Here is a 7,269-nt window from a genome sequence, read left to right as displayed (position 1 = left end):
TGCGACGATATAAAGCTTCGAAACGATTCAACCCGATTGCCCCGATTTTGACACTGACATCATCTTTTTGTAACTGGGGCAATTGAAGTGGCAGCAGTTCCATCACTTCAGGCCCTCCTGTCCGAGAAAATTTTACTTGCAACATTTTATTCATCCTATAGAGTTCCTTAGCCTATCTGTTGTCATAAATTCGATTTACTGGCGAGTCGGTGCAATTGACCTTCAATTATCATTGTCAAAATTCTGCGTTGCAGGAAGGTCATGCATCGTCGGTGATTCCCTATGCTTGTGAGGCTCCTCCGTCGGCAAACAACTCAATCCCATTTACGTAACTCGCAGCGTCGCTAGCAAGAAAGGCAGCCACAGCAGCGATTTCCTCCGGTTCGCCTATGCGCCCCATTGGACTTTTTTCTCTTAGCTGAGCCAAGCCTTCTTGCGCGTGATCTCCGAATCCTTCGCGTAGCGCATCTGTATTTGTTGGGCCAGGGCTAAGAATGTTTATGCGAATACCTGTTCCTCTAAGCTCGGAGATCCAACTGCGAACCATATTGCGAACAGCTGCCTTTGTAGCGCCATAAATACTCATAGTCGGCCCAGGATCTACCGATGAGGTAGACCCGACTATCACTACGCTAGAACCAGAACCGAGCAACGGCAATGCTTCCTGGACCGTGAGCACCACCCCTTTAACATTGGTGGAAAATTGGCTGTCGATTTGCTCCTCGGTGATTTTGCCAAGCGGTGCGTGCAAGCCTCCACCTGCATTGGCCACCAAAATGTCAATACGTCCATATTTTTGTTTGACATCGACGAACATGGATTTGAGGCTTGATAAATTTGTAACATCAGTAGCAATTCCTGTGGCCTTTTCTCCTAGTCGCTCCACCGCATCGGCGAGAACTTTTGCACGTCGGCCTGTGACGACGACGTAAGCGCCTTCTTCAATCAATTTCTTAGCGATCGCAAAACCAATGCCGCTGCCGCCACCGGTTACGATGGCAACTTTATTTTCCAGTTTGAGATTCATATAGTTCCTTAATTACGCATTTGTAGTGATCACTATAATTAAAATATACTCGCCACTCAATGAGAATATAGTAATCACTACATAATTAATGTAAGCTTGGCATAAATGCAACACAATTAGGGGAGCGCATGACAGCAAGTTTGTGCTTATCTGAGCCGCCAGTGCCGACATCAGGAGATGCCCTAGGAAAGAAACCTAGGCGGTCTTTCGACCGCGATACGGGCGTTATAGCGGCTAAGGCACTGTTTCACGAACATGGTTATGATGCGGTTGGCATAGCTGATTTGACTCGGGTGCTGGACATCAATCCACCTAGTCTCTATGCTGCGTTCGGTAGTAAAGCTGGATTGTTTGATCGATGTCTAAAAAACTATGTGGAAGAAGTAAACCTGCCTGTCGATCGTATTCTGAGCGAGAACAAGTCTCGCTGGAGAGTCCTTTCAATCAACGTTCACGTTATCTAATAGCAAGGAAAAATCATGACTTTCATCGATCACATTGAAGTGTCAGTACTAAACGCCGAAGTTGCGCGCAAATTCTATGAGAGTGCTCTTGCACCGCTTGAAATACGTAAAATTATTACCGTAGGGCCAGAACGGACGCGCCATGCAGGAACGCGGCATGGGTTTGGCAAGAATAACTATCCTATCCTATGGGTCCATGATAATGATTCACCGGGCTCAGGTACTCATATTGCCTTTACTGCGGCGTCACGTTCGGAAGTTGATAATTTTTATCATGCTGCGCTCAAGGCTGGCGGCATCGACAATGGCGCTCCTGGAATTAGGGCTCATTATCACGACCAATATTACGCTGCCTATGTGCTTGATCCTGATGGTATAAATGTGGAAGTTGTATGTCAAGTTCCTCTAAGTTAGTCTGCTGTTATCAATTCATATACGGCGATGCGTATGACATCTATTTCGTTGAGCTTTCAAAAGACGCACTTTGAGGTGCGTCTTTGATGATGATTAGTACCCGACACCTCGTACGCCACCAGAAACCCTCAGCGATTCCCCTGTTACCCAGTGTGAGTCATCAGAGGCCAGAAATACGACGACGGGTGCGATATCTTCCGGCTCTCCAAAACGACCTAAAGGCGTTCCCGCAATCAGCTTTTCACCTAATTCACCCGCAAAGTTTCCGTTCGTCCCTGGGGTATTGGTATGTCCAGGCAAAATAGAATTAACCCTGATGCCGCGTGGTCCCAGTTCTCTGGCCAGGGCAAACGTCAAGGTGTCCACGGCGCCCTTTGTGGCAGCGTAAATGCTGGATGCTAAATAGGGATCGGTACTAAGAATGGAGCTGACGTTGATGATGCTGCCAGAGGCGCTAAATTGTTTTAGCGCTTCACGGGTTGCAAGCAGATATCCCAGCACGTTGACGTTAAATTGCTTGTGGAAGGCGTCTTCCGTGAGATCGTCAATCATCTCAAATACTGCGACACCCGCGTTATTAACAAGAATATCCAGTGTTCCAAATTCGTTGCGCACCTCATCGAACATGCGAATGACATCAGCTGATTTACTCATATCCGCTTGAATGGATTTGGCTCTTCCACCTTGAGCGTGAATCTGCGCAACGACTTTGTCGGCGTCATCTTTGCTAGACGCATAATTGACAATAACGGTGGCGCCCGCGGCGCCGAATGCGCTGGCGATACCTGCGCCAATACCTTTGGAGGCACCTGTTACAACAGCAATTTTGCCTGATAATTTCATTTTTGTGACCTTTCATCGTTGATTAATTTATTGGCAGAATAAAATGTGCACAGGTAAAAGCTCGGCTGAGCGCATTGTTCCGCTTACCAACAGTATCCATCGTACGCAGGCAAGGGCACGTGCCAATTCTTCTCTTATCATTGCCTATTCTTATCATTTATCTTGTTCTGCTTTGGAATTTGCCTTATGCTCAGCGTTATGGATAATGCAATGAATGAATTGCGCAGCATTGTGATGCGCGCCGACAGTAAGTGGACAGACACCGGTATCCCGCGCGTGTCGATGGTTAAGGCAGAAGCGTGTGCGAATCAGGTTTATCAGCCCATGCTTCACCTTGTTCTTCAAGGCAGCAAGAGCCTGTCTATTGGCGGCAATATTTTTAACTATGACGCTGCGACTTATTTTGTTGTTCCGGTTGACGTGCCCGCGACGGGAGAGATCTATGCCGATGGGCCTGATCTGCCTTATCAGGCCATCAGTCTGGCACTTGACCCGGATGTGATTGCCACTTTGCTGGATGAAGACAGCAATGCCACTGGTGGGCATGAGCGGCAAAGTATGAGCTGTTTTTCAGCGGTCACTGCGCCTGCTGAAATGATTGATGCCTGGTTGCGCATGATGAGACTCATTGACCGGCCAGGGGAGGCTGCTGTGCTTGCCCCTATGATTGAGCGTGAAATTCTTTTCAGAGCGATGCAAGGTCCGTTAAGAGAGGTGCTTTACAATATCGCCTGCCCTGATGGGCGACTGTCACAGATTCGCCGCGCCATCCACTGGATACGCGAGCATTATACCCAGCCGTTTCGAATCGATAGCCTGGCCGCCATAGCGGATATGAGCGTGGCGGCGTTTTATCGTCATTTCAAAACCGTCACCAATATGACGCCCATACAATACCAGAAGCGTCTACGTCTGCTGCGGGCGCGCTGGATGCTTATTTTTGATCCGGGGGATGCGGCAACGATTGCTTTTGCCGTTGGCTATGAAAGCGCGTCACAATTTAGCCGTGAATACGTGCGCCTCTTTGGCATGCCGCCGGCGCGGGATGCGGCCAGGTTCAGACAACCTTCCGCTGTTGCACCGGTTAAGATCGGTGCGATGGATGCCCTGGGTTATAACAGCTAGGTAAGCTAAATCACATATTTGATATTCGCTTAACCAGTCACTCACGCGTCAATTGCAGTCCGATATGCGCGTATCGGCAATCGTCTGCGCAAAACCTTTGCCAAATAGGCCGGCAGGTGTCTGAAAGCCAGGCCTGTACTCTCCGGCGAGTACGCGCCGTGCTGCTTCAGCTGCTGCCATCGGTGTGAAGGTGTAGCCGTTTACCGTATCCAGGACAGAACACACTTTCATCCCGTTTGACCCAGTGACCTGAACTGCCGCCTGATACCGATTGGCGTTGCGCTCTTCTATCGTCGGCCCGGCGGGCAGGGCGCTCAGGTCGCCTTTGGGAAAGGCATTCCCCGAAACGTGCACGAAAGTCTCAATGTCCGGGACACCGGTCGCTATGCCGATTGTGATGAGATCGGGCAGTGTCACCGGACAGCACGAGACCGGGCCAGCGCCAAAGTCGAAGACGCCTGCAACAGTAGCTGTTCTGGTAACCAACTGACCGCCTGAGCGAATGAGCAATTGTGTTGTCAGATTTTCGCTGGCACTGACCGCGGAACCCCGCGACATCGAACCCGACACATGCAGCGCAATGCTGATCTTGCGCGGCTCGCTAACGCGCTCTATCGCATGCGCAGCCAGGCAGCCCAGCATTGCCACACTCCCGCCGCTACCCGGCAGCAGCATCACACCAGCAGCTTTTGCCTGTTCATCCAGTTTTTCCGCCAGTTGATAGCTATCGAGCTCCGCAGCGATATCAAGGTAATGCACACCATTACGTATCGCGGCGTGCATGAGCGGGCCAGCGGTATGCATATAGGGCCCGGCGCAATTGAGGATTACCGACACGTCTGACAGCGCTTTGTCGATTGCAGCGTCATTGTCAAGACCAAATACGCGATACTCAGCTTGTGTCTGAGCAGCCAATGCAGATAACGGCTCAGCATTGCGACCTGCCAGAACCAGCGCAAGGCCAGCGGCGTGGTCAAGTTCAGAGGTCATGCTGCCGGTATAACCTGCTGCGCCATAGATCATTAATTTCTTCATATCATTTCCATCTATTGCTTCAGAAAAAGCGGTTAATCACGATTTGATGGGCTTATTCCAGATCGGCGTCAATACGAACAATGCGCCAGCCGGTGTCGAACAAGAAACACAACAAGCCGATCTCGTGGCCGAATTCGCCTGTAAAATCCACGCGTACCTGCGCCTGGCCCTGATCTTTGAATTCAGCAGACAGCAAATGGGTCTGCGTGTGATAGTCAATGAAATACCGCTTCAGGTAATCGCTAATGCCGGCATGCCCGGTGAACTGCTCACCGACCGACACATCGTGAATGACCGCCTCCGGTGAGAACAATGCAAGGGCTGCGTCAACATTGAATGCATTGGTGGCTGCAATCAGCTTGTTTACGACGGCTCTGTTATTGAGTGGCATCATCGTGCTGCCAGCTTTTGTAGACGAACTCCAGGCTGTAGCCGTCAGGGTCCCTGACCTGAGCCGCGTAATAGCGGGGGTCATAATGAAGCTGTGGCCCGGGCTTATGGATCTGCGTCGCCCCGGCACCCAGTGCAGCAGCATAGGCTGCGTTTACGATGTCTTCAGAGTCTGCCACAAAACCCACGTGCACCGCTTCAGGCGCCGGCTGTCCTTGTCTTAACCAGAAAAATATCCTTCCTTTGGCGCCGAACCCTTTCAGATCTGGATGCCCTGCGGGGCCATCCTTGCCGTCGTAATCATGCCGGTTGGTAATGCCAAGGATGGGCAGCACTTTTGTGTAAAAAGCGATGGCGCTCTCGGTATTGCTTACGGTAAGAAAGATATGATCAAGCATGTTGAATTCCTGGTTTAAATGACATTGCCGCCTGAAATGGCGCTTCTTCGTTCGACTTTCACGGTCGCGGTCCGGACTGCAGTTAAAACAACAATATTGCTTATTTCTTTTTTGATCGAACGGGCCAACTATACCTGCGCCCATGCGGGGATTGCTGTCAGTATTCTTTACCATCTTCATTGATTAAATCCGGATGGGACAAGCAAATTGTAGCGTTTGCTTCGATCCGGCACTCTCACGATTTCCCCCAAAACTTGCCTATTTCTGCTTTTTTGTTGACGATCGGCCATAGCCGTGAAAGAATGCTTTTCATGGAAACGCAACTTCAGGAACTTCGGCGCCTGGCTGCCGGGGCAGAAAACCGGCGAACAGAAACGGGAATACCGCGCGTGGCTATGGTGCGTGGCAAGATCCCTGATCATCTGCTGGCTGCGGTTTATGATCCAATGATCAATTTGATCCTTACTGGGTCAAAGACCATGACCGTGGGGGATCAAACGCTGCGCTATGACCCCGCGACCTATTTCGTCATGTCCGTTGATCTGCCGGCTGTCGGCTCAATCCATCCGTCGGAAGCTGGAGAACCGTATTTGGCTGTCAGTCTCACACTGGAGCCGACTATCGTCGCCAATTTGCTTGCTGACCTGCCTAAACCTGCAGGTGGCGGGGGCTACAGGCCTGGGTTCTCGGTGGCGCCTGTAACATCTGAACTACTTGATGCCTGGGTTCGCATGCTACGGTTAATGGGACAGCCGGAGGACATTGCCGTACTGGCATCCGTTTACGAGCGGGAAATTCTATTTCGTACGCTCCAGGGGCCCCTGGGGTGGATGTTGCGCGATATTGCCACGCCCGATACGGCGCTATCGCGCGTCGCTGTCGTTATTCGGTGGATCAGAGAGAACCATAGCCTGCCGCTGCGGATAGAGATGTTGGCCGAGATGGCAGCATTAAGCGTCTCCGCCTTCCATCGCCACTTCAAGGCAGTGACCACGCTTAGCCCTTTGCAATATCAAAAGCATGTGCGGTTGCTGCACGCCCGCTCGCTTCTTATTGCGGGTGAAGGCAATGCGACCGCCATTGCGTTCAGGGTGGGCTATGAAAGCCCAAACCAATTCAGTCGGGAGTATTCACGCCAATTCGGATTTCCGCCATCCAAGGATAATGCGCGATTGATAAACAAAGCGAAATAAGTAAAGGTGTCCGTCCCGGTGTAAGGGCATAGTCCGTTTGATATTCTAGAATAATTGACTTGCTGCAACGACTTATTACTCCTATGTTAGGGGCTGAAGCGCTCGTTGGCATATATAAAGCGTTATGGGTGCTGCGGTCTCGAACAACTAGCACATGGTAGTACAAGATGCGTATATTCCAGTCATCCGATTGTTTTATACAGATACTACATTCGCACGCATCCCGTGTTTTTCAGCTGAGCAATAACTATAAGACTTGTAGCGAGTTAAAATGCTGTTGTGTAATCTAAATAGTAGGGTGGACACCCGAGAGTTCAAAACTCAATGACAAACAGTACGGAAAATTCAAAGCTGAATGACGGATGTGTTCAAAACTGAAT

General features: G+C 50.5%; 9 protein-coding genes. 4 read left to right on the top strand and 5 right to left on the bottom strand.

The window, feature by feature from the left end; all coding sequences use genetic code 11:
• Positions 1 to 280: 280 nt before the first annotated feature.
• Positions 281 to 1,027: an SDR family NAD(P)-dependent oxidoreductase gene (locus ACTIKR_RS19675; RefSeq protein WP_442328784.1), complete on the bottom strand. Its 747-nt coding sequence runs from the start codon at positions 1,025 to 1,027 to the stop codon at positions 281 to 283.
• 128 nt (positions 1,028 to 1,155) lie between these two features.
• On the opposite strand from ACTIKR_RS19675, the gene ACTIKR_RS19670 reads away from it, so the two are divergent.
• Positions 1,156 to 1,491 carry a TetR/AcrR family transcriptional regulator gene (locus ACTIKR_RS19670; RefSeq protein ID WP_442328783.1) on the top strand — a complete coding sequence of 112 codons (336 nt, stop codon included), beginning with the start codon at positions 1,156 to 1,158 and terminating at the stop codon, positions 1,489 to 1,491.
• 15 nt (positions 1,492 to 1,506) lie between these two features.
• Complete coding sequence (locus tag ACTIKR_RS19665; protein ID WP_442328782.1) at positions 1,507 to 1,905, top strand: VOC family protein; 399 nt, start codon at positions 1,507 to 1,509, stop codon at positions 1,903 to 1,905.
• Positions 1,906 to 1,998: 93 nt separating this feature from the next.
• Here ACTIKR_RS19665 and ACTIKR_RS19660 read toward each other — a convergent pair whose 3' ends face one another.
• Entirely contained in the window at positions 1,999 to 2,748 is a 750-nt protein-coding gene (locus ACTIKR_RS19660) for an SDR family NAD(P)-dependent oxidoreductase (RefSeq protein ID WP_442328781.1), read from the bottom strand.
• Between the two features lie 210 nt (positions 2,749 to 2,958).
• On the opposite strand from ACTIKR_RS19660, the gene ACTIKR_RS19655 reads away from it, so the two are divergent.
• The gene (locus tag ACTIKR_RS19655; protein ID WP_442328780.1) at positions 2,959 to 3,873 is read left to right on the top strand and encodes an AraC family transcriptional regulator N-terminal domain-containing protein; all 915 of its coding nucleotides are present in this window, start codon (positions 2,959 to 2,961) and stop codon (positions 3,871 to 3,873) included.
• Between the two features lie 48 nt (positions 3,874 to 3,921).
• Here ACTIKR_RS19655 and ACTIKR_RS19650 read toward each other — a convergent pair whose 3' ends face one another.
• Genes ACTIKR_RS19650 through ACTIKR_RS19640 form a run of 3 tightly spaced genes read right to left on the bottom strand, consistent with a single transcriptional unit; the run spans position 3,922 to position 5,696 of the window.
• Positions 3,922 to 4,908: a saccharopine dehydrogenase family protein gene (locus ACTIKR_RS19650; RefSeq protein WP_442328779.1), complete on the bottom strand. Its 987-nt coding sequence runs from the start codon at positions 4,906 to 4,908 to the stop codon at positions 3,922 to 3,924.
• Positions 4,909 to 4,960: 52 nt separating this feature from the next.
• A complete protein-coding gene (locus tag ACTIKR_RS19645; protein ID WP_442328778.1) occupies positions 4,961 to 5,302 on the bottom strand; it encodes a nuclear transport factor 2 family protein in 342 nt (113 codons plus the stop codon).
• The gene (locus ACTIKR_RS19640) at positions 5,286 to 5,696 is read right to left on the bottom strand and encodes a VOC family protein (RefSeq protein WP_442328777.1); all 411 of its coding nucleotides are present in this window, start codon (positions 5,694 to 5,696) and stop codon (positions 5,286 to 5,288) included. The genes ACTIKR_RS19645 and ACTIKR_RS19640 overlap by 17 nt, the downstream gene beginning before the upstream one ends.
• A 311-nt stretch (positions 5,697 to 6,007) precedes the next feature.
• On the opposite strand from ACTIKR_RS19640, the gene ACTIKR_RS19635 reads away from it, so the two are divergent.
• Positions 6,008 to 6,889, top strand: a complete 882-nt coding sequence (locus ACTIKR_RS19635) for an AraC family transcriptional regulator (protein WP_442328776.1) — start codon at positions 6,008 to 6,010, stop codon at positions 6,887 to 6,889.
• Positions 6,890 to 7,269 lie beyond the last annotated feature (380 nt).

This window comes from Advenella sp., assembly GCF_052108595.1.
Classification (GTDB): Bacteria; Pseudomonadota; Gammaproteobacteria; order Burkholderiales; family Burkholderiaceae_B; genus Advenella.
Note: the sequence above shows the minus strand (reverse complement) of the source record. Positions and strands in the feature narration are given on the sequence as shown.

Excerpts from the sequence above, each read along its gene's own strand:
- ACTIKR_RS19675 (WP_442328784.1), bottom strand. The coding sequence starts at position 1,027 with ATGAATCTCAAACTGGAAAATAAAGTTGCCATCGTAACCGGTGGCGGC.
- ACTIKR_RS19670 (WP_442328783.1), top strand. The coding sequence starts at position 1,156 with ATGACAGCAAGTTTGTGCTTATCTGAGCCGCCAGTGCCGACATCAGGA.
- ACTIKR_RS19665 (WP_442328782.1), top strand. The coding sequence starts at position 1,507 with ATGACTTTCATCGATCACATTGAAGTGTCAGTACTAAACGCCGAAGTT.
- ACTIKR_RS19660 (WP_442328781.1), bottom strand. The coding sequence starts at position 2,748 with ATGAAATTATCAGGCAAAATTGCTGTTGTAACAGGTGCCTCCAAAGGT.
- ACTIKR_RS19655 (WP_442328780.1), top strand. The coding sequence starts at position 2,959 with ATGAATGAATTGCGCAGCATTGTGATGCGCGCCGACAGTAAGTGGACA.
- ACTIKR_RS19650 (WP_442328779.1), bottom strand. The coding sequence starts at position 4,908 with ATGAAGAAATTAATGATCTATGGCGCAGCAGGTTATACCGGCAGCATG.
- ACTIKR_RS19645 (WP_442328778.1), bottom strand. The coding sequence starts at position 5,302 with ATGATGCCACTCAATAACAGAGCCGTCGTAAACAAGCTGATTGCAGCC.
- ACTIKR_RS19640 (WP_442328777.1), bottom strand. The coding sequence starts at position 5,696 with ATGCTTGATCATATCTTTCTTACCGTAAGCAATACCGAGAGCGCCATC.
- ACTIKR_RS19635 (WP_442328776.1), top strand. The coding sequence starts at position 6,008 with ATGGAAACGCAACTTCAGGAACTTCGGCGCCTGGCTGCCGGGGCAGAA.